The sequence below is a fragment of the Aeromonas crassostreae genome, assembly GCF_054052445.1.
The window spans coordinates 1-219 of record NZ_JBSTYM010000092.1 but is presented as its reverse complement, the minus strand read 5'-3'; the positions used below and the strand labels follow the sequence as shown (position 1 = coordinate 219).

The following is a 219-nucleotide window of genomic DNA, read 5'->3' as shown; positions in this document are numbered from 1 at the left end:
CACTTCTGAGTTCGGCATGGGATCAGGTGGTTCCACGGCGCTATGGCCGCCAGGCAAAAAACTTCATCCGGAAAGCTGACGTGAATAACGACTTAGCCTGTTTGCTTCGTCACTATCACTGAATTTGAGTAGTTCGTTCACTTGCTACAAGGCCAGAAACACTTCTTGGGTGTTGTATGGTTAAGCCTCACGGGTAATTAGTATGGGTTAGCTCAACAC

At 47.9% G+C, this 219-nt stretch carries 1 rRNA gene; it reads right to left on the bottom strand.

The features are described 5' to 3' along the window. Positions 1-54: ribosomal RNA gene (gene rrf, locus ACW5W4_RS19030) — 5S ribosomal RNA — on the bottom strand; the annotation flags it as partial. Positions 55-219: the final 165 nt, after the last annotated feature.